Below are 20296 nucleotides of genomic sequence, written 5' to 3' on the forward strand. Positions count from 1 at the left end.
TCCCCGATATCACAGTGTCGACTTGATTTACAAAAACCGAAGACACCCAAGCCCGGACACAAAAACATAAACGACTCTTAATTAGACACTTACACTCACCACTTCAAAAAGAAGCGAAAACTGGCACAACTACTGCAACAGTATCGGTGCCTTTCAATTTGAATCCACAGACTCAAACATTTCGACTCATGAAAAATCTCAAGCTAACCGCACTCATCCTATCAGCGGTACTGTTTGTCGCCAACTCGGCTTCCGCACTGGTGATGAACGTAACAGTAGACAGCTCTGGAAATTACCTTCAAGACGGCAACCTGAACAGTGCAAACAGCTTAGCTTCGGTCGCCTTTTACCAAACAGCACTAGGAATAGCTAGCGGTAATCCCAATAATCGAGGAGACAACTTCAAGCTGCTCGACTACGTCGTCAAAAACTGGAACAATAACAAGAATCCTAAGATACCGGCTGCGGTTCTGGGTAGCACTCCGACTGCAGACAACGGTAGCTTGAACGGTATCAAGAGTTATACAACCGCTGCTGGTTTTGACTACGTAGTATTTCACTTTGGCAATGGCAAAGCAGGCGGTGGAAGCGACGATGACGAAAAGGGCTGGTGGGCCGCATGGTACCTAGGAGGACAAAGTGCAACATTCGGTCTCCCTCAAGAAGGTGATCCATTAGAAGATGTAGGTGGATTTTCCTCAGCGAGATACTTCAATCCAACAACTAGTGTCCCCGACTCAGGCACAACCTTCGCGCTCCTCGGAGCAGCACTTCTCGCTCTCGTAGGATTCCGTTCTCGCAAGAGCTAAGCGAAACGAAGCTAACGCAACTTTCCGGGCCAAGCGATTTCCGCTTGGCTCTTTTTGTATCCACCTCCGGCCGCAGAGTCGTCGCTCGCGACGCACCGCATTGGCAGGATCATTCCCTTCCTTCGGTCGCGACATAACCACCCCCTCAATCCTACTCAACTCCCTCGAACAGATAAAGCGGGCCCTCATTGCTAGAGACAGCGAGCTCATTAACTCCATCTCCATCAAAATCCCCCCACCGCAGTTGCCTTGGCTCACCTTTACTAATGTTCAGCCCAGCCTCCAAAGACACTTTCACAGAGAATCCTCCCGCACCTGTATTCATCAAAACAAGCACTCTGCTAGACTCTGGATGAATGACAGCCGCTGGCTGAGGAGATAACGACTCCAGCACCATCGACAAGTCCGGCCGACCATCCCCATTAAAATCTTCGGCCAGCAAATCAATCGCCACGCCCGACTGAGCCATGGCTGGCAACTCTGCACGTTCGAACTCCCCCATTTTCGTTTGTAACAGCAAAACGCTCTCGCGTTCCTCGATCACAAATTGCTCGTAACGCTCCAGAACCTCGTCTCCAAACGCCTCTTCAACCGTCATGTGCTTAAACTCCGAATACAACCCCGTCCGTTTCGCTATATCCGGAAAGTTAACCTGATGGAAGATACGAGATTCTCGCGGGTAGAGCTTACCCCCAATCGTCTCCGCTTCGATGAAGCGCCCCTTCACCTCCTCAGATCGAGGAGCGAACAACACATCCTCTCCGTCTCCCCTGACCAAGTATTTGTTATTGGTTCCCAAGTTGCCGAGAGCGATATCCAACAAACCATTCTCGTCGAAATCCGCCACGGCCGCCGATTTCCACATCCCATTCCCAATTCCTGCAAACAACTCAGGCCATTCCTCGAGTTCTCCGTCCTCCCAACGCCAAGCGAAAGGAGAAGCGTACTCCCTCAACTGGACCAAGTCTTCATCCCCATCCCAATCGAGATCAAAAGCGAATAATCGAGAGGTCCGCCCCGATTGGGCAAACCTATGTTCGATCTCGCTAAGCACGCTCTCTCCTCCAACCTCGTAACAACGATTCGCCTCTACCTGTGGATACCAGCCTCGCTTGGTTCCACCTGAAACAAACAACAACTCCCCCTCAACCAAAACAGCCGAAGAGCTAGCAATCGAAGTCCCTCGCCAAACTGTCTCCGAAAACTGCATGTCACCAAGATTCAGATACAAGCGATCCGCGTAATACTCATCCCCTTCATCAAGCTCCACTCCACCGCTCGCCACAAACAGATCCAAATCACCGTCTTGATCGAAATCGAACGGCACGATCGCCGTATCCTCGCACAAATCGTCATCCTCAAACGCTCGGTTACGCACAAAACGCAAACGTGCCCCTCCTTCATTCCTGAAGACGCGAAGCTCCTGCCCCGTCGCCCCACCCAGGATAATGTCTTCAAAACCGTCTCCATCGAGATCCGCAACCTCTAAAACAGGACCGAGGCGATCCTCCGCAAACGGTAGCAAAAACTGACCTTTTCTAGCCGCGAACACTTCCTCACTACTATAGCTCTCCTCATCGATCGCTATTTTCGATTCAGAAAACAAAGACCGCTCCCCACGCGCCTCTCCATCAATCGAAAGCACCTCCCTAACAACATAGCGATTTCCCATCTTCAGCCCCTCAAGCATCTGCTTCGCTCCGCTTGGCCATTGAATTTCAAACGATTCGATCTCCTCTCCTTCCTGCAGCGCGAATTGCAGCACCGGTTCATCCACCGACATGTATCCACGCATCGAGGATAGCTCCCTCGTTTGAACTCCCGAAAGACTCCCCAGAAATGCCTTCGCCCCCAGCCCCATACGATTGCTCTCTCTCCCTTCTAGCTTCAGCACAAACCGCTGCCCCGATTGGCTCTGATTACGAAAAACACCCAGCCCTTCTTTCCAATTGCTGGTAACCAGATCTAGATCCCCATCCAAATCCAGATCCGCAAACGCGGCTGCGAAACTAACGCTCAACGCATCCAAACCCCAATCAGCGCTCACATCCTCAAACTGAAAATCCCCAAGATTCCGATACGCCAGATTCCGTTCGTACAACGGAGGGCTCGTTTCAAACACCTTTACCCGCGTCGCCAAACTACGAGCCTTCGTCATCTTGTAAGCCAGATCCCCATCGTGAAACGCCCGCGTCATGCCATTGGCAAAAAACGCGTCCAGCCAACCATCGTTATCCAAATCCGCAAAACGCGTCGCCCAGGTCCAATCCGACGCGTGCAGCCCCGCATAGCGGCCCAGCTCCACAAATCGCCCCTGCCCCAAGGAAGCCCAAAGCATGTTTTGCATGTACTGATTCACCCCGGACCGCCGAGCTGCCAGAAGCTTTCCCGAGAGCGGCCCCACCGCTTGGTGGTAGTATTCACGATCACGAGCCAGCATCTCCGCCACCAGAATGTCGATATGCCCATCGTTATTCAAATCACCGGAATCAACTCCCATAGCCGAATACGGAGCACTGCCCAAAACATCTCTCAATACATCCGAAAAAGTCCCGTCCTGGTTGTTTCGATACAGTTTATCCACCGGCTCGAAGTCATTCGACACATAAATATCCAACCAGCCGTCCTCATCGTAGTCCCACCAAAGAGCCGTATGCCCCTGGCCCTCTCCGGAGATTCCTGCTTCCTGCGTCACATCAACAAAGACGCCACCATCATTCCGAAACAAATGGTCCGGCATCCCATCGAGATGCCCCGCGTCATGCAGGTAGTTTTGCTGCAAATACAAGTCGAGATCTCCATCCCGATCATAGTCAGCGAACGAGGGGGCGTTCGAACCCGCTTCAAAATCCAGCCCCCACTCTGCCGCCCGTTCCTCGAAGCGCCCGCCACCGTCATTGACATAGAGCTCGTTAGCGCCTGCCACATAACAAACGTACAGATCGAGATCCCCATCGTTGTCGATATCCACCAAGGCTGCCCCAGTCCCGAAGCCCTTACCGCCCGCCACACCAGCCGCATCAGTCGCGTCTTCAAAAATAAAGTCGCCCTTATTCAAATAGAGACCATTCGGCGAATCCTTCCCCACCGCAAAGAGATCCGGCCAGCCATCCCCATTCACATCCCCCAACGCGACGCCCGTCCCGATCGAGCCATTAAAATACTGCTTCCAGAGCTCCAACCAGCGACGCGGATGGTCGAACCGATTCTCAAAATCGATCCCCGTCTCTTCCGCTCCCATCTTCCTAAAAAGCGGCGATCCCTCCTCGCGGGGGGAAGCCGGGCGCAATGCTTCCACGGATACGATTTCGCCCCGCATCTCCGAGAAGACGCTACACCAGACAACCAGCAAAAAGAGACGCATAGAAAAAAGAAACATCAGGCAACAGCAGCAGTCGGAACCTAAGGCAGGAAAGCCCCGACAACTGCAAGCTACTCTTGTGCAGGGAATTCGCTTCTCACAAAGCTAAAACAGCCAGAAAAGCGCTCTCACACACGATTTATGCAAACAGCTCGCTTTGGAGGCTTGTTTTACAAACAATTCCACTTTAACAAAAAAACTGATGCAGAGTATTGGCGAAAGACTTGAGGAAGCGCGCAAGCGCAAAGGGGTAACCATCCGCGAAGCGGCCGAGGCCACTAAGATCCGCGGCGACTACCTCAACAGCTTCGAAAACAACAACTTTTCGATCAAGGTGCCCGACATCTACGTGCGCGGCTTCCTTCGCTCCTACTGCAACTTCCTCAAGGTCAATAGCGAGAAAGTCATCACCGACTTCAACGCCAACCTCATCGGCGAAGCCAAAGCCGCCAAGCGCGACCACCGCGAGTTCTTCGGCCGCATGGAGATCCAACAAACTCCTCTCGTAAACGAAGAGGCCAAGGCCGCCGCCGTCATAGACGACGCTCAACTCAGCGCCGAGGAAGACGAAAACGAAAAGCCGGGCTTCCTAGAAAAGGTCGACAAGGAAACAGCGATCAAAGTCGGCATCGTAGCCGTCATCGCCATCATGATGCTCCTCGTCATCGTCTGGATCTTCCGCACCCTCACCAGCGGCGGTATCGATCCCGACCAAGTCGCCCAGCAAAACCAGCGCGGGCTCGTGCCAGCCGAGACCAGCGCCCAAGCCCAGCAGCCTAGCCCAGCAGCGGCCACCGAAACTATTTTCCTCATTTCTGTCGGCGACGTACGCGTCACCGTTACCGAACGCGACTCCGGCCGCGTCCTCCTCGACTCTCAACCCATGACCGCCGGTCAACGCATCCCCGTCGAAAAAGTGGGACCGGTTAAGATCGACTACACCGCGGGCGAAAACCTCCAAGTGGAAATCGGCGGCACCGCGTACGGAACCGGAAAGACCGGGGAAAACTACTCCACTATTCCTTGATCCCAACAGCGACCGGCACCTCGAGCCTCTGCTCCGCCGGATAGCCGTCCACGACCGCAGGAAGGAAAACCCAGCTTTTCGCCTTCTGATTCACCGCTTGGCCCACGGATTCATCCGCCGCCTCAAGCACGCCCGACTGCTTCACTAGGCCCAACTCATTCACCACCACCTCCAATTTCACCTCGGAAACGCCTTCAACCGCGATCTCAGGAACAGGAGCATAGAGACTAACAGCATCTCTGTCCGCGATCTTTGGATACGGCACCATCTCCATCGCCTCCGCAAACGGAGCAAACTCGTTAAAGAAAAAGCTCTGCTTTACAGTAGTTACCAACGGCTTCCCATCATAGCGGCCCGCCTTGTACTTGGTACCTAAAAGCGTCTTCAAAATCTCTGGAGCAAACGCCGCGTTATCCAGCTTCAAATCGAGCAACTCCATCACCTTGCCGCGCTCATCGATCGAATAAACCGCCGTCGCGTAGCCGCCCGAAACCCTTCCCAGCAGCTCCTCGGGAAAACTCAACAAACGCTCCTTCACCACCTTCGCCGGTTCGCCCACAGCAGCGTCCGCGGCGGGACGAGACCTGCGAAACCCCGAAGCCATCGGCTGCGCGCCCCCAGACGTCTCCCCCATTTTCGCCACCGAGATCGGATCATCCGCCTCTCTGCGCAGAATCTCCTCCCCCTTTGAAAAAACGCGATACGCGAACTTGCCTCCGCCAAATCCCGGATTCACCGGCAAAGTCACCGCGATCCGTTCCGACCCCGTTTTATTAATGTCCGGAATCTCTCTAATAATATAGCTCGGATCCCCCTTCTCCGGCGAAACCACAAAAAGCACGAAGCAGTCCTCGAAATCACGTTCCGCTTCCACCATCGCCTCGAAGCGAAAAAAGAACCCACCGATCGCCGAACCATAGTCCTGCCCCATCAACGCCCGACGACTTAAAACCTCAATCGCCCCATCCGTAAACGCGGCAGCCGACTCCACACGCAGCCTCCCATCGCTCACCTTCACCCGCTGACGATTAACGATCACCTCCGGCGTCGCCCCATCCATAGACACGACCGGCAGCATCTCGCCGTCATACTCAACCAAAACCTGAGCTTGCCCCCATAGACTGCCACTCCCCGCCAAGGCAGCGACAACCGACAACAGCAGGCTCCATCCCCCTACAAACTTCCAAGCGAAATACTTCATTTTAACACCCCTGTACCCAATACAATTAGCACCGCCCATGCCAGCTAGCAAGTCACCGAATCACAATTCGCAAAACCACTGCCCAAACACGTACTTCCACCTCCCTCACCCCTTCCTCGCTTTTTGGTTTGAACCAGCCAGCAGCCCGCCATAAACACCGCCACAATGAGCAAACTCACCGTCGCTATCGGCTCCGACCACGCGGGCTACACCTACAAGCAAGCCATCATCGCCCACCTCGAAGGACAGGGCTACACCGTAAAAGACTACGGCACCGACTCCACCGAATCATGTGACTATCCAGACTTCATCCGCCCCGTCGCAGAAGCAGTCGCCAACGGCGAATTCGATCGCGGCATCGTGCTCGGCGGCTCCGGCAATGGTGAAGCCATCGTCGCCAACCGCATAAAAGGCGTGCGCTGCGGACTCTGCTGGAACGAGCAGATCGCCGTTTGGAACCGCTCCCACAACGACGGAAACGTCCTCTCCCTTGGCGAACGCACCGTCACCCAAGAAGACGCGCTCCACATTGTGGATACATGGCTCAACACCGCCTTCGACGGCGGACGCCACCAGCCACGCATCGACAAGATCGACGCATAGGAGGGCAACGCTCCGTCGTTGCCACACCCGCCACCCGTTACCCACCTCCATGCAATATCGACGCCTCGGCAAATCCGGTCTCCAAGTTAGCGCCCTATCCTACGGGTCGTGGCTAACCTTTGGAGACCAAGCCTCCACCCGCACCGTCGAGACCTGCCTCGAGCTCGCTTACAACTCCGGCATCAACTTCTTCGACAACGCCGAAGCCTACGCCAACGGCCAATCCGAAGAAGTCATGGGCAACGCCATCTCCAAATTCGGATGGGCCCGCGACACCTACGTCGTCTCCTCAAAAGTTTTCTGGGGCGGCGAAAAGCCCAACCAAATCGGCCTCTCCAAAAAGCACGTCATCGAAGCCTGCGAAGCCGCCCTCCGCCGCCTTCGCATCGACTACCTCGACCTCTATTATTGCCACCGCCCAGATCCGGACACCCCCATCGAGGAAACCGTCCGCGCCATGGACGGGCTCATCCAGCAAGGCAAGATTCTCTACTGGGGCACCTCTGAGTGGTCCGCCCAGGAGATCATGGAAGCCTATTCCATCGCCCGGCAATACAACCTCACGCCGCCCACCATGGAGCAGCCCGAGTACAATCTCCTCAAACGCCATCGATTCGAGGTAGAATACCAACGCCTCTTCACTCAAATCGGCCTCGGAGCAACCACCTTCTCCCCGCTCGCCAGCGGCATTCTCACCGGCAAGTACAACCAAGAAACGCCAGAGAACTCCCGACTCGCCTACACCCAGTTCGACTGGATGCAGGAAAAGCTCGAGCGCTTCAAAGCCCAAGGAGGCGTGCAAATCCTTCAGGAACTCTCAGCCATCGCCGAAAAGCTCGGCGGCACACTCCCCCAACTCAGTATCGCTTGGCTGCTCAAAAACCCAAACGTCAGTTCCGTCATCCTCGGCGCCTCCCGCACCGAACAGTTGGAACAAAACCTCCGGGCGCTGGACATCCTCGATACCCTCAACGAGGAAATCATGGATGAAATCGAAACCGCAATCAGCCCACTCCAAGCCATCGACGCCTAACCCAGAGGGCAACGCTCCGTCGTTGCCGCAACTCAAGAAGAGGCTCCACCTAGCGATCGCGATCCTCCCGCTCGCCCTCGCCGCCTGCTCCTCCTCCCCGGAGTCCGAAACCGGCGCGCCCCCTCAGCCGCAAACCGAAGCTCCAGCCGAGTCCGCCATCACGCAAACGCTCGCTCTCCAGACGCCGACCCCCGCCTGGACTCTCGCACCAAGCGCCCTCCATCGCCTGCCAGACGGAACCTATCTCTGCATCCACCGCCTGACAGCTCCCCAGGGCATGGCAGCCCAAATGATCTCCACCGCCCAAACCACTTTCAGCTTCCAGCACGCGGGCAACACCACTCCCAGCATCAAACACTACGTTCTCGGCAAAACCTGGAATTGGGACGCCAATCCAGAAATCACCTTCGTCGATTCCCTCGACGAGCTCAAAGATGCCCTTGCCGAGGCCCAAAGCGTCCCTTTCACTACGCCCTAAAATTCCCGGAGCCATACTCCCCGAGTCTCGCTCCCCCAACACTTTCGAAACAACAGCAACCTATTCTGTGCACTCTGTGCAATAAGTGGCTCAAATAGCCACTCCACTCAGCTCACACTCACTCTTCTAAATGTCCGTCGCACGCAGCAAGGTCCCTTATCCAGAAACGCCCAGCATCCTCCTCGAGCGCGATCTCAAAATCGCCGACTCAGGAGCCACCGACGAAGACATCCTCCTCGCCTTCCGCTGGATGACCTACAGCCGCTACACCGACCAGCGCATCTTCGAGCTCTACCGCCAAGGGAAAATGAAAGGCACCGTCACCGTCTCAGACGGAAACGAAGGCCTCGTCGCCCCCCTCGCCCTCATGCTCGACAAGGACATCGACTGCGTCTCCTGGACCCACCGCGGCATGCCCGGACACCTCATCTGGTCCGACCACCTCGGCGACCACGTCTCCCAATTCCTCGGAAACTCCGCCAGCCCCACCAAAGGACGCGAAGGCAACGCCCACCACGGCGATCCCGCCAACCGCTCCTTCCCCATGATCAGCCACCTCGGCAAGATGTCCTCCAACGTGCTCGGCGGCACCGATTCCCAACGCCGCAAAGGACACAAAGCCATCGGCATCACCTTCTTCGGCGACGGCGGTTCCTCCACCGGCGAAATCCACGAGAGCCTAAACCTCGCCTCCGTGCTCAACATCCCAGTCATTTTCGTCATCGAAAATAACAACTACGCCTACTCCACCCCCCTTCACGAGCAGTTCCAAGGCAAGCTCGTCGACCGGGCAAAAGGCTACGGCATCAAAGGCATCGAGCTCGACGTCGCCAACCTCGAGGAAAACCTCAAGATCTTCCAAGAGGCTATCGACGAGACCCGCGAAACAGGCCGCCCCATGCTCATCGAGATGCACACCCTCCGCCTCCTCGGTCACGCCGGATACGACACGCTCGACTACATCGATCCCGAACTCACCCAGAAGTGGTTCAACGAAGACTGCCTCAAAAACCTCCGCGAACGCCTCGTCGCCCAAGGATACGGCGACCGAATCGAAGCCGAAGAAGCCGAGCTCAAAGCCTTCGTAAACGACACCGTTAACCACGCCCTCAAGCTCCCCATGTGCGAGCCCCAAGGCCTCATCGACGACGTATTCTCCCCCACCACAACCCCCGTCACCTGGGCCAACGACCCAGTACCCAACACCCAAGATCCAGCGGCAGAGCCGCTCACCTTCGCCCTGGCCATCAACAAAGCCCTCGACAAAATTCTCGCCGACTCCCCCGAGTCGCTCGTCATGGGCCAAGACATCGCCGACTACGGAGGCCCCTTCAAGGTCACCAAAAACCTCTTCAACAAGTACGGCCGTAGTCGCGTCATCAATACCCCCATCTGCGAATCCGCCATGGTCGGCTACGCCACCGGCCAAGCCGTCACCGGACACCGTCCCATCGTCGAATTCCAATTCGCCGACTTCGCCACCGACGCCACCACCCAAATCACCCTCAACGCCGCCACCTACAACTTCCGCTCCGGAGCCAAAGCCCCCATGGTCATGCGCTTCCCCTGCGGCGCCGGCCTCACCTTCGGTTCCTTCCACTCCCAAGATCTGGAAGCCCTCTACCTGCACATACCAGGACTCAAGCTCCTCTACCCAAGCACGCCGCAAGACGCCTACGACGCCATGCTCGCCGCCTACGAAGACGACAACCCCGTCCTCTACTTCGAGCACAAAAATCTCTACAACCTCCTCAAAGGTCCCGTTTCCTTCAACCCTAACTACCGCGATATCTGGCAACCCGCCCTCCGCCGCCAAGGCGACTTCGCAACTGTAGTCACCTACGGCGAGATGACCCTCTGGGCCAACGAAGCCGTTCAGTATCTGGAAAAAGAATACGACGTCAGCTGCGACCTCTGGGATCTCCGAGCCCTCAACCCGCTCAAACTCGAACGTATCCAGGAATCAGTAGCCAAAACCGGACGCCTCGTCGTCATCACCGAAAGTCGCCGCAACGTCGGCTTCGCCGCCGAGCTCATCGCCCGAATCACCGAAAGCCAATTCTTCGACCTCGAAGCCCCGCCACTGCGCATCACCTCTCAAGACATGCCCGTCCCCTTCGCCGCCGAACTCGAAGCCGACTACCGCCCCAGCACAAACTCCATCCTCACCCAAATGATCGACTGGCTCGAAGCCGAATAAGAGGTAGCGGCCGCTGTCCCCAGCGGCCACTTCGTCCCGAAGAAAAAGAAAACACCGCCCACGAATAACACGAAGCCCACAAAGAAAACTCAGCACAAAAGCACTGCATAGACTTCGTGCCCCTTAGTGCCCTTCGTGGGCAAAAAAACAAAATGCCAAACACATCCACCAACTCCCTCGACTGGTCCGCCATCAAAGTCTTCGCCATGGACGTCGACGGCATTCTCACCGACGGCACCATCTACACCCACTCCGACGGCACCGAAGCAAAACGCTTCTCTATAATAGATGGACTCGGACTCGCCCGCCTCCGCGACGCCGGCATCATCCTCGCCTGGATCTCCGGCCGCCACTCCGAATCCACCACCGTAAGAGCCAAAGAACTCAAAATCCCACACCTCGTACAAGGCAAGCTCGACAAAGTCACCGGCCTCAAAGACCTGCTCACCGAGTTGGAACTCGAGCCCCACCAAGCCGTCTACATGGGAGACGACGTGATCGACGTCGACGCCATCAAGCACGCCGGAATCGGCGTCACCGTGCCCGAAGCCCAAGAAGAAGCCCTCGCCGTCGCCGACTACGTCACCACCAAGACCGGCGGAAACGGAGCCGTCCGAGAAGTCTGCAACCACATCTACAAAGCCCTCAAGTCTGCCCAAGAGTGACCCTCCAATAAGAATTTTTCTCGCTCACCAAGAGCACTAAGGCGCACGAAGCCCTCCCAGACTCCTGCCATGACTGAGTCCTCAGCAGATCCAGCCCAATCCCCCTCCAGAAAAGCAAAAATCATTCATCCGCAACAACCCTTCGTGACTCTTCGTGCCCTTCGTGGGTAAAATGTTCGCCTTAAAATGCTACGCGTCACCAAAACACGAATACTCGCCCTGTCCGGCATACTCGCGACCATCGCCGCCTATGGACAGCTTCGTCCCGACACCTCCATCGAAGGATTCCAGCTCCCCCTCTTCGACGAAGCAGGCAACCGAGCTTGGCAACTCTGGGGAGACCTCGTCACTTACAAAAGCGAGACCCAAATCAGCATCACAGGCATGCAAGTGACCCAATTCACCGGCGACTTCAAAAACAACCGCGAAGTCGCCAAACTCACCAGCCCACACGCCGTCTTCCACTTCGACTCCACCTCCGCCTACGGGCCCGGGGAACTACACGTGGAAACAAACGCCTTCGAGGTCACCGGCCACGAATGGGTCTGGCTCGGAGAAAAACGACAGATCACCCTCAACAAAGACGTGAAAGTCGTCCTGTACGAAGAAATCGGAGACATTTTGAAATGAGAACCCACCTGCCACTATCCCTCCTAGCTGCCGCCGCGCTCGCCACGGCAACCTTCGCCCAAAAGACAGACAAGCCCACCGTAGCGACAGAGATCGAATCCGTTCGCCTGCAAGTAGAGAATGACGGCGAAAACGCATACTTCCACTTCAGCGACTCCGTCAAACTCACCGCTACCAACATGATGGTAGAATGCGACGACCTCGAAGTCTTCGCTACTCGCGAGGCAGAAGAGAAGAGCAACATCGGCAAGTTCAGCGCCATCAAGGAAATCATAGCTTCCGGAAATGTCCGCATCGTTCAGGAAGAACGAACCGCAACCTGCCAGAAAGCCATCGTCAAACCAAACGAAGAACGCATCGTCCTCACCGGCAACCCCGTCGTCGTGCAACCCGGCGGACGCATCGTCACCTACAACCCGGAAGACGAAATCGTGCTCGACCGCGGCAACGGACGTATTTCTATTGTTGCAAAGGGCCCACGGAAACTCCGCCTTTCTAGTTCAGCCATCGGCGACCTCGGCTTCGAGGACAAAGGCCCCGTCCCTACGCCAAGCGAAGAAAGCGAAGACGATCAAGCCGAGACAGCCGAAGAAGAATCACCCGAAGCAAGCCAAGAAGACGCGCCTGAACAGACAGCATCCGAGGAGCCCAAAGACGAAAAGCAACAATGACAGACGCCACCGCTCCCGCCGATACCTCAGCTAATCCCAAAGACGATTCGCAACAAGTAGCCAAAAGCATCGTCGCCAAAGGTCTCGTCAAAACCTACGGAGCCAAAACCGTAGTCAAAGGCATCGACCTCGAAGTCCACACCGGCGAAGTCGTCGGACTGCTCGGCCCCAACGGAGCCGGCAAGACCACCACCTTCTACATGATCGCCGGCCTGGTCGAATCGACCAAGGGCAACGTCATCCTCAACGGACGAGACGTCGCCTACCTCAAAATCCACCGCCGCGCCCGACTCGGCATCGGCTACCTCGCCCAAGAGCCAAGCGTCTTCAAAAAGCTCACCGTCTGGCAAAACGTCCAAGCCGTCGCCGAAACCATCCCCTTCACCCGCAAGGAAAGAAAGGAAGTCATCGAGCGACAGCTAAACGACCTAGGCCTGCTCTCCCTCGCCAAGCAAAAAGCCTACACCCTCTCCGGAGGAGAGCGCCGACGCCTCGAAATCGCCCGCTGCCTCGTCACCCAGCCCGACTTCCTCCTCATGGACGAACCCTTCGCCGGCGTCGACCCCATCAACGTCTCCGAAGTCCAGCGCATCGTACTCGGCCTCAAAGACCGCGGCATCGGAATCCTCATCACCGACCACAACGTACGCGACACCCTCTCCATCACCGACCGAGCCTACATCGTCAACAAAGGCGAGATCCTCGCCAGCGGCGACCGACACTTCCTCGTCAACGATCCCCAAAGCCGAAAAATCTACCTCGGCGAAAACTTCAACATGTGACGCAGGGAGCTTAGGCAAAAGCAGTCTAGGCTTTAGGCTCCTAGATCACCTCGCACCTCAAACAACCCAAAGCCTAAATCCCCAAAGTCCTAACACCTAAAAACCTAAAATCCTCCTCCATGCCCCTCCCCAAGCCGGTAAAACGAATCGACGGCATCTCCGTCCGCGAATTCCTCGAGAAACACAAAGAGCTGCTAAAGCTCGAAGTCGTGGCCGGAAAACGGGGCCTGCGCCGCATTATTAAAGAAGGCAGCGTCAACCGCCCCTCCCTCGCCCTCACCGGCTTCTATAAATATTTCGCCAACAAGCGCCTCCAAGTCATCGGAGCCGCCGAGATGACCTACCTGCGCAGCCTCGACCAGGAAGTCGTGCGCGAGCGATTCAACGCGATGATCAGCAAAGGCATCCCCTGCCTCATCATCGCCCGAAACTACAACCCCCTCCCCGTGATGCTCGAGCTCGCCGAGAAACGCAGCCTGCCCATTCTCCGCACCGCCATGATCACGATGAACTTCATCAACACCGCCACCCTCACCATCGACGGCGAATTCGCCCCGTCGACCACCGAGCACGGCACCATGATGGATATCAAAGGCATCGGCGCCCTCATCCGCGGATCCTCCGGAGTGGGCAAGTCCGAGTGCGCCCTCGCCCTCATCGAACGCGGCCACCAAATCGTCGCCGACGACATGACCCGCATCAAGCTCATCGACGAGCGCGAACTCATGGCCTCCTCCATGGAACTCAATCGAGGTCACATGGAATGCCGCGGCATCGGCATCATCAACGTAGGCGAGATGTTCGGCGTACGCTCCGTCCGCCTCGAAAAACGCATCGACCTCGTCATCTCCCTCATCGAGTGGAACCCTAACGTCGAAGAAGACCGCACCGGACTCGAACAACAGTTCTTCCCAATTCTCGGATTAGAAGTACCCCATATCGAACTCTACGTGCGCCCCGGTCGAGACATCGCCCGCCTCGTCGAAGTCGCCGCCATGGTGCAAGCCCTCAAGCTGCTCGGCCACGATCCAGCCAAGGAATTCAACGATCGCCTCATCGAGTTCATGTCCAAAAACGCCTGATCCTGGAAACCATCAGGAGCGCCACAAAAAAACTTACTTTTCAGAGCCAGAAACCGCCATTTCGTAACACTATTTTAACAGTTTCCGAGCCCCGAAAGTCACTCCCGTCCCGTTGTTTACGGGAGAAAGCGACCCTCGATCCCGTCCCGAAAAAGCAACAAAAAGTTATCCGCAAACGAGTGTTAACAACTTGTCGAAAACTAGGGCTTGAGAAAGCCGATTCAGTTTACGTTACTGTCACACTCTTTCACATCGAGAGATTCCTCATTGGAGACCGGAGACATCTAACCCTTTGATCCAGAGCCAGTAACAAGCATAACCAAAATAAACACCTGCCAAACAGGCACTTAGCGAAGTCCGAACATCCCCCTGCCCTTACCCTCAGAATTTTATTCCCAAGACTACGCTAAGCAGGACATCAAAGACGTAAGAACAACCAACCGACTCCTCCCAACCACAACACTGTGAATAACCGCCTGCTTTAACGTAAACCCATGCCACAGCTCACTGAGCAGACTCTCCTCTGGGACAAAGTGAAATCAGAACTGTCCCAAGTTCTCCCCGCCGATATCTTCCAAAGCTGGTTCACAGACTTGGTATGCCTAGAAGCCAAAGGCGAAAATGTAGTGCTTGGCGTGCAAAACGCCTTCACCGCCTATTGGATTAGCGACAACTATTTGGACCTCATCGCCAAATCCTTCCAAGCCCAACTCGGTCACCCCGTGAGCGTCTCTATCTCAAACGACGCTCCAGCTCCAGAGGCCGAAGAAGAAACTGTCGCCGAATCTAGCGCCGTCGCCGCGCCACGCGAACGCCTCGTCACCGAGACCCCACGTCCACGCGCCAACAACCGCGCTCACAAGACAGGCGAAGCGAACCTCAATCCACGCAACACTTTCGAGAACTTCGTAAACGGCTCCAACTCCCAGCTGGCCCACGCCGCCTCCATCGCGGTCGCGTCCTCTCCAGCCGGAGCCTACAACCCGCTCTTCCTCTACGGCGAAACAGGACTCGGCAAGACCCACCTCATGCACGCGGTCGGCCACCACATCCTGCAAAACCGCCCGGACGCCCGAGTCGTCTACCTTTCCTCGGAAAAGTTCACCAACGAGTTCATCTCCGCCATCCAGGAAAACACCCTTTCCAAGTTCCGCCAGCGCTACCGCAACGTAGACGTCCTCCTCATCGACGACGTCCAATTCCTCAGCGGTAAGGAGCGGATCCAGGAAGAATTCTTCCACACCTTCAACGACCTCTTCGAGTCGCAAAAGCAGATCTTCCTCTCCAGCGACCGCCCGGCCAACGAAATCGCCAAGCTTGAAAGCCGCCTCGTCTCCCGCTTCCAGTGGGGACTCGTCACCGACATCCAGGCTCCCGATTTCGAAACCCGCGTGGCCATCCTTCGCAAGAAGGCGCTGCAGCACAATTACGACATCAACGACGAAGTCCTGCACTTCATCGCCAAGCACATCGCCAAGAACATCCGCCGCCTCGAAGGCGCCCTCATCAAGGTCTGCAGCTACTCGTCCCTCACGAACAAGCCGCTCACCATCGAGATCTGCGAACAACTTCTCAGCGACGTGCTCATGGAAGCTGCCAAACAGCAGCTCAACATCGACACCATCCAAAAGAAAGTCGCCGAGTACTTCGAGCTCCGCCACTCAGACATGCTCTCCCGCCGCCGCCCGGCCCACATCGCCGTGCCGCGCCAGATCGCCATGTACCTCAGCCGCGAGCTCACCAAACACTCCCTTCAGGAAGTCGGCGAAGCCTTCGGCGGTCGCGACCACGGCACAGTCATTCACGCATGCAAGCAGGTCGACAACCTCGTCGAGCAAGACGACTCCGTCCGCCACTCCGTCGAGTACCTAAAAAGCATCCTTTCAAAATAGACGACAGGCGAAACCGCCGCGTCACGCCTCTACCCCACAAACCCTTGATCCCCAAACGCCTCCGCCCAACAGCGGAGGCGTTTCCTTTTCCCGGCAATCTTGCAGGTAGAGGCGGACCGCGCTGCTGGATCAAATTTCTACTGCGTGCCGAGCCGTCACGCCCTGCCAAACGAAAGCTTAAAACACAGACTCGCTGGACAAAAAAAAGTCGACTCGCTCAGTACACGTTGTCGCGTCACTTTGTTCCTTGAATGTCGCTCCGCTCAGTACACTGTTCCCCTATGTCTCTCAGTAACGAGCAAAAGAGCCAGGTCGCAAAAATCCTCTCCGAAGGAGCAAGCATCGCCGATGTACAACGCCTCATCGTCGATGAGTTCAAGGTCCCTATGACCTACATGGAAGTACGCTTCCTGATGGACGATCTGAACCTAGAGCTAGCTCCCGAACCGGAACCAGAACCAGAAGAGGAAGAAGCCGGCCAAGACGCAGAAGCAACGCCAGCCGAGGCCGAACTCGTAGGAGACGGATCAGTATCCGTCGAAATCGACAAAATCAAACGCCCCGGCGCCGCCCTCAGCGGTACCGTCACTTTCAGCGACGGCGTCAGCGCCACTTGGACCGTAGATCCCTATGGACGTCTCGGGCTCGACCCCGAACAAGAAGAGTACCAGCCAAGCCCCGAAGACATCGAAGCCTTCCAGCTCGAGCTTCAACGCCAGATGCAGAGCCAAGCAGGCATGTAACAAGCCCAACCGTATTCCTAAATCGGAATATTCGACTTGACGCATTAGTCCGCCAAACGAATATTCCGAAACATGAATACTGTTGAGATTTACGATCCAGCCCTCTGTTGTTCATCCGGCGTTTGTGGACCTTCGCCCGATACCGACCTCGCTGAATTCGCCGCTTGCGTCGAAACGCTCAAGTCAGTTGGCATCGCCGTCAAACGCTACAATCTAGCTCAAGAGCCACTCGCTTTCGCCCAAAACACCATCGTAAAGACCGTGCTGGAAACGCACGGAGAATCCTCTTTGCCCATGATCTTCGTAAACGGCAAAGCCAACTTCAGGGGCGTCTATCCAACTCAGCATCAGCTGGAGAAGCTTCTGCAAATCGACCTTTCAGCCGCCCCCGCCTGTTGCTCGGAAGATAGCTCCTGCTGCTCAGAGCAAGAGGACAAAGCGCCTATGACCTTCGTCAAAGTCAACGCGCCTCAAGCAAGTCCCGCCAAGGACGCCTGTTGCGATCCTTCAACCGGCTGCTGCTAAAACAGGCCGGCTTCACCAAGCCAACCACACACGTTGCGTCTGAAAATGCACGTATCCGAATTCCTCTCACACGCCACTCGCTTCCTCTTCTTCACCGGAAAAGGAGGAGTCGGCAAAACATCGCTCGCTAGCGCCACCGCCGTCACGCTCGCCGATCAAGGGAACTCCGTGCTGCTCGTCAGCACCGATCCCGCATCGAACTTGGACGAGGTCCTGGAGACCCAACTCTCCAACGCACCCACTCCGATCGAGTCCAACCCGAAGCTGCACGCCCTCAACATCGATCCCGACGCAGCCGCTCGCGAGTACCGCGAACGCATCGTGGGTCCCATTCGCGGACTGCTTCCCGAAGCGACCGTTAAAAACATAGAGGAGCAGCTCTCCGGCGCCTGCACCACAGAAATCGCGAGCTTCAACGAGTTTTCGAATCTGCTCGGGACTCCCGAAAAGGTAGAGAACTACGACTACGTCATTTTGGATACAGCTCCCACCGGCCATACCCTCCGCCTTCTGGCCCTGCCAGCCGCTTGGAACGACTTTATCGCCGAAAACAAAACCGGCTCTACCTGCCTTGGTCCCCTCTCCGGTCTCGCCGACCAAAAGGAAATCTACGAGCGGGCCCTGCGATCACTCCAGGACCCGAAGCAAACAACCATCGCCCTCGTCACAAGAGCCGATCTCCCCTCTCTCAAGGAAGCCGAACGGGCTCGAGCGGAACTCGCCGATCTTGGCATCACTCGCCAAACCCTAATCGTAAACGCAGTCTTCCAAGCCGAAGATCCTAGCGATGCATTGGCCAGTTCCATGGAGGAGCAAGCCACCACCGCTCTCCAGCAAATCCCAGAACGCCTCGCCCAACTCCCCCGTTTCCAATCCCCCTATCGCATCTCCGGACTCACAGGCATCAATCGACTGCGAGATCTATATTCAAAAAACAACGACACCGCAACGCCCCGCCCTGCAACAGAGGAGCAAATAAACCAGCCACGAATAAATGATCTAGTCGATCAATTCGCGACCCAAGAAAGTGGCGTCATCATGACAATGGGAAAAGGAGGTGTCGGGAAAACCACTCTCGCCAAACGAATCGCCCTAGAGCTAGCAGCTCGCGGCAAGTGTACCCACCTCACAACTACTGATCCCGCGAACCACATTGAAGACCTGATCGCGAACAAAGATCTGCCGCTAACCATAAGCGCCATTGATCCCAAAGAAGTCACCAGACAACACGTCGAATCCGTACTTGAATCGAGCCGCGACAGCCTCGATGCAAACGGACTCGCGTTGCTAGAAGAGGAGCTCAGCTCCCCTTGTATCGAGGAAATCGCCGTCTTTACCGCATTCGCCCACGAGGTGGCCAAGGGCGAGGAGCAGTTCGTAGTACTCGACACCGCTCCCACAGGACACACCCTTTTGCTTCTCGATACGACCGAGGCTTACCACCGCGAAGTCATGAAGAACAGCCAGTCGCTGCCGGAAGCGGTCCAACAGCTTTTGCCAAGACTACGAGATCCGGATTTCACAAAAACACTCATCGTCGCTCTGCCAGAAGCAACCCCTGTGCACGAAGCAGCTCAACTGCAAAGCGACCTTCGAAGAGCAGGCATCGAACCTGCCGCTTGGGTCGTAAACCAGTGTATCGAATCGAGTGAGACGAAAGACCCGAAACTGCTGGCCAAAGCAGCATACGAGCGCAGCTTCATCCATGAAGTCGCCACCAAGCACGCCACCCAATACGCAACCTGTCCTTGGACAGCAACACCCACCATTCATCAAACATCGATTTGTTAACCACCAAAAATACAACGAGACTTTCCAGCAAGTCGCTGTCCAGTGATCGACGCACTATTTCGAGATAGAAACTCAGGCTGCGATCCGAAGCGTACCCGGAGGGTACGGAAAGGTGACCGCATGAGTTTGTAGCCGAAATTAGAGCGAGAGCACGAAGGCATGGACTTGCTGGAGAGTCTCAGAAGCAAATGAAAAAGATCCTAATCCTCTGCACAGGCAATTCCTGCCGTAGCCACATGGCTGAAGGCATTCTACGAAACGCCCTCGGCGAGGGCTACGAAGTCCACTCCGCGGGAGCAAAACCAGCCGGCTACGTACACCCGCAAGCCATCGAAGTCATGACCGAACTCGGCATAGACATGTCCGGCCATTCCTCCAAGCACCTCGACCAATTCCTGGAAGCAGGTATCGACACAGTCATTACAGTTTGCGGCAACGCAGACCAAGCTTGCCCTACCTTCCCCGGTCTCGTGAACCGTTACCACTGGGGCTTCGAGGATCCACCTCACGCTCAACGCGAAGGCGAAGAGCTCGTCGACGCATTCCGCCGTATCCGTGACGAAATCAAACTCGTCTTCGAAGCCTACGCCTCCGGGCTTAAAGAAAACTAAAAGGTAGCGGCCGCTGTCCCCAGCGGCCATCTTATCATTCGAATATTCACCATGGACCCCGTACCCATCTACAAGGCGCTCGCCGACGAAACTCGCCTACGCATCCTCAACCTGCTACGAGGCGGCCCCCTCTGCGTATGCCACGTACAGGAAGCGCTGCAACTTCCCCAGCCAAAAATCTCGAAACAGCTC

19 protein-coding genes are annotated in these 20296 nt (G+C 56.2%); 17 read left to right on the forward strand and 2 right to left on the reverse strand.

Annotation, left to right across the window (positions count from 1 at the left end; genetic code table 11):
* The first annotated feature begins 188 nt into the window (after positions 1-188).
* Positions 189-809, forward strand: coding sequence for a VPDSG-CTERM sorting domain-containing protein (locus JIN87_RS01615; RefSeq protein WP_200353758.1), 621 nt, complete (start codon positions 189-191; stop codon positions 807-809).
* 151 nt (positions 810-960) lie between these two features.
* Here JIN87_RS01615 and JIN87_RS01620 read toward each other — a convergent pair whose 3' ends face one another.
* On the reverse strand, positions 961-4188 hold the full coding sequence (locus JIN87_RS01620) for a VCBS repeat-containing protein (protein WP_200353759.1): 3228 nt from the start codon (positions 4186-4188) through the stop codon (positions 961-963).
* A 184-nt stretch (positions 4189-4372) separates the two neighbouring features.
* Between JIN87_RS01620 and JIN87_RS01625 the strand changes: the two genes are divergently transcribed.
* On the forward strand, positions 4373-5197 hold the full coding sequence (locus tag JIN87_RS01625) for a helix-turn-helix domain-containing protein (protein WP_200353760.1): 825 nt from the start codon (positions 4373-4375) through the stop codon (positions 5195-5197).
* On the opposite strand, the gene JIN87_RS01630 is transcribed toward JIN87_RS01625, so the two are convergent.
* Entirely contained in the window at positions 5187-6398 is a 1212-nt protein-coding gene (locus JIN87_RS01630) for an energy transducer TonB (RefSeq protein ID WP_200353761.1), read from the reverse strand. The genes JIN87_RS01625 and JIN87_RS01630 overlap by 11 nt on opposite strands.
* A gap of 165 nt (positions 6399-6563) precedes the next feature.
* On the opposite strand from JIN87_RS01630, the gene rpiB reads away from it, so the two are divergent.
* From rpiB to JIN87_RS28875, 15 genes are all read left to right on the forward strand, one after another.
* Positions 6564-7001, forward strand: coding sequence for a ribose 5-phosphate isomerase B (gene rpiB, locus JIN87_RS01635; protein ID WP_200353762.1), 438 nt, complete (start codon positions 6564-6566; stop codon positions 6999-7001).
* Positions 7002-7050: 49 nt separating this feature from the next.
* Complete coding sequence (locus tag JIN87_RS01640; protein ID WP_200353763.1) at positions 7051-8034, forward strand: potassium channel beta subunit family protein; 984 nt, start codon at positions 7051-7053, stop codon at positions 8032-8034.
* Positions 7988-8512, forward strand: coding sequence for a hypothetical protein (locus JIN87_RS01645; RefSeq protein WP_200353764.1), 525 nt, complete (start codon positions 7988-7990; stop codon positions 8510-8512). The genes JIN87_RS01640 and JIN87_RS01645 overlap by 47 nt, the downstream gene beginning before the upstream one ends.
* 130 nt (positions 8513-8642) lie before the next feature.
* Positions 8643-10712, forward strand: a complete 2070-nt coding sequence (locus JIN87_RS01650; RefSeq protein WP_200353765.1) for an alpha-ketoacid dehydrogenase subunit alpha/beta — start codon at positions 8643-8645, stop codon at positions 10710-10712.
* Between the two features lie 152 nt (positions 10713-10864).
* A complete protein-coding gene (locus JIN87_RS01655; RefSeq protein ID WP_200353766.1) occupies positions 10865-11377 on the forward strand; it encodes a KdsC family phosphatase in 513 nt (170 codons plus the stop codon).
* A 186-nt stretch (positions 11378-11563) separates the two neighbouring features.
* Complete coding sequence (locus tag JIN87_RS01660) at positions 11564-12007, forward strand: hypothetical protein (RefSeq protein WP_200353767.1); 444 nt, start codon at positions 11564-11566, stop codon at positions 12005-12007.
* On the forward strand, positions 12004-12678 hold the full coding sequence (locus JIN87_RS01665; protein ID WP_200353768.1) for an LptA/OstA family protein: 675 nt from the start codon (positions 12004-12006) through the stop codon (positions 12676-12678). The genes JIN87_RS01660 and JIN87_RS01665 overlap by 4 nt, the downstream gene beginning before the upstream one ends.
* Positions 12675-13460, forward strand: coding sequence for an LPS export ABC transporter ATP-binding protein (gene lptB, locus JIN87_RS01670; protein ID WP_200353769.1), 786 nt, complete (start codon positions 12675-12677; stop codon positions 13458-13460). Before JIN87_RS01665 ends, lptB begins: the two co-directional genes overlap by 4 nt.
* 119 nt (positions 13461-13579) lie before the next feature.
* Complete coding sequence (hprK, locus tag JIN87_RS01675; RefSeq protein WP_200353770.1) at positions 13580-14542, forward strand: HPr(Ser) kinase/phosphatase; 963 nt, start codon at positions 13580-13582, stop codon at positions 14540-14542.
* A 494-nt stretch (positions 14543-15036) separates the two neighbouring features.
* Positions 15037-16434: a chromosomal replication initiator protein DnaA gene (gene dnaA / locus JIN87_RS01680; protein WP_200353771.1), complete on the forward strand. Its 1398-nt coding sequence runs from the start codon at positions 15037-15039 to the stop codon at positions 16432-16434.
* 281 nt (positions 16435-16715) lie between these two features.
* Entirely contained in the window at positions 16716-17177 is a 462-nt protein-coding gene (locus JIN87_RS01685; RefSeq protein ID WP_200353772.1) for a hypothetical protein, read from the forward strand.
* A 72-nt stretch (positions 17178-17249) separates the two neighbouring features.
* Entirely contained in the window at positions 17250-17702 is a 453-nt protein-coding gene (gene arsD / locus JIN87_RS01690; RefSeq protein ID WP_200353773.1) for an arsenite efflux transporter metallochaperone ArsD, read from the forward strand.
* Between the two features lie 45 nt (positions 17703-17747).
* Positions 17748-19493, forward strand: a complete 1746-nt coding sequence (arsA, locus tag JIN87_RS01695) for an arsenical pump-driving ATPase (RefSeq protein ID WP_200353774.1) — start codon at positions 17748-17750, stop codon at positions 19491-19493.
* Positions 19494-19681: 188 nt separating this feature from the next.
* A complete protein-coding gene (locus tag JIN87_RS01700; RefSeq protein ID WP_200353775.1) occupies positions 19682-20104 on the forward strand; it encodes an arsenate reductase ArsC in 423 nt (140 codons plus the stop codon).
* A gap of 51 nt (positions 20105-20155) precedes the next feature.
* Positions 20156-20296: ArsR family transcriptional regulator (locus JIN87_RS28875; RefSeq protein WP_200353776.1), on the forward strand; the 141-nt coding region annotated here is incomplete at its 3' end.

Origin of the sequence: Pelagicoccus mobilis, from assembly GCF_016595505.1 — a bacterium.
Classification (GTDB): domain Bacteria; phylum Verrucomicrobiota; class Verrucomicrobiia; order Opitutales; family Opitutaceae; genus Pelagicoccus; species Pelagicoccus mobilis.